The organism is Vreelandella malpeensis (genome assembly GCF_020622355.1).
Taxonomy (GTDB): domain Bacteria; phylum Pseudomonadota; class Gammaproteobacteria; order Pseudomonadales; family Halomonadaceae; genus Vreelandella; species Vreelandella malpeensis.
Genome location: NZ_WHVL01000013.1, coordinates 1 through 1308, shown reverse-complemented (window position 1 = coordinate 1308; position 1308 = coordinate 1). Strand labels below are relative to the sequence as shown.

Here is a 1308-nt window from a genome sequence, read left to right as displayed (position 1 = left end):
TGAACCGCCCCGGCTTTACCGGAGACTCCATATCTTGAGAGGATGGAGTTATGAACTCACCAAAACGATATTCCCCAGAAGTCCGGGAGCGAGCTGTTCGATTAGTCCTTGAACAGCAAGACGAATACCCGTCCAAGTGGGCGGCGATCTGCTCCATTGCCAGCAAGTTCGGTTGTACACCAGAGACTTTGAGAGCCTGGTGCAAACGCACAGAACTCACGCAGGAAAACAGCTCGGTTAACCTGTCTGAACATGAACGACTCAAGCAGCTAGAGCGTGAAAACACCGAATTGAAGCGTGCCAATGAAATTCTCCGTAAGGCGGCTGCTTTTTTCGCCCAGGCGGAGCTCGACCGCAAACCCAATTGATGGTGTCATTTATCGACGAGCATCGTGCTCAGTTCGGGGTCGAGTCGATTTGTAGTCAACTGCCAATCGCCCCATCGACGTATTACCACCACAAGGCACTTGAAGCTGATCCTGAACGGCGGGCAGACCGGTATCGACAGGATGCGTTTCTTACCGCTGAGATTCAGCGCGTGTGGGAAGAAAACTTCTGCGTCTACGGTGCCCGTAAGGTCTGGCGGCAACTCCGCCGTGAAGGCGTTAATGTTGCTCGTTGCACTGTAGAACGGCTCATGCGCCGCCTAGGAATTCGCGGCGTGGTGCGAGGCCAACGCCCCTTCACGACCATCAGTGATCCCGGCCAGAAACGGGCACCTGATTTAGTGAAACGTGACTTTACGGCCATGCGTCCTAATCAGCTTTGGGTGGCCGATTTTACCTATGTCGCTACCTGGTCTGGCTTCGTTTACGTTGCGTTCGTTATCGATGTTTATGCACGCTGTATCGTGGGTTGGCGTGTAGCGACGTCGATGAGAACGGCACTGGTGCTGGACGCCCTGGAGCAAGCTCTGTGGGCACGCAAACACAGACAAGGGTTGATCCATCATAGTGATAGGGGAAGCCAATATCTCTCGATCCGCTACACCGAGCGTATGGCTGACGAGGGTATCAATGCCTCAGTCGGCACCACCGGCGACTCCTACGACAATGCGCTGGCTGAAACCACCATCGGCTTGTTCAAAACGGAGGTGATCCATCATCGTGGCCCATGGAGGGGACTGGATGCCGTTGAGTATGCCACGCTGGAGTGGGTTGACTGGTTCAACAACCGCCGACTGCTGGAACCCATCGGAAACGTTCCACCAGCAGAACGAGAAAGGACGTATTATCATCAACTGGAAGAGTCGGGTGAAGCTGCCTGACTCAAACAAACCGGTCTCCGGAATAACCGGGGCGGTTCAAG

Annotated in this window: 1 protein-coding gene and 1 other annotated feature; the gene reads left to right on the top strand. The window is 54.6% G+C overall.

The window, feature by feature from the left end:
- The first annotated feature begins 50 nt into the window (after positions 1–50).
- Positions 51–1267, top strand: a protein-coding gene (locus GEV37_RS16840) for an IS3 family transposase (protein ID WP_227391425.1) whose coding sequence is annotated in 2 segments (ribosomal slippage) — positions 51–336 and positions 336–1267 — 1218 coding nt in all. Because the reading frame shifts where the segments join, the coding sequence is not laid out codon by codon here.
- Positions 326–442 (top strand) — a sequence feature (AL1L pseudoknot). Its footprint overlaps the gene before it by 117 nt.
- Positions 1268–1308: the final 41 nt, after the last annotated feature.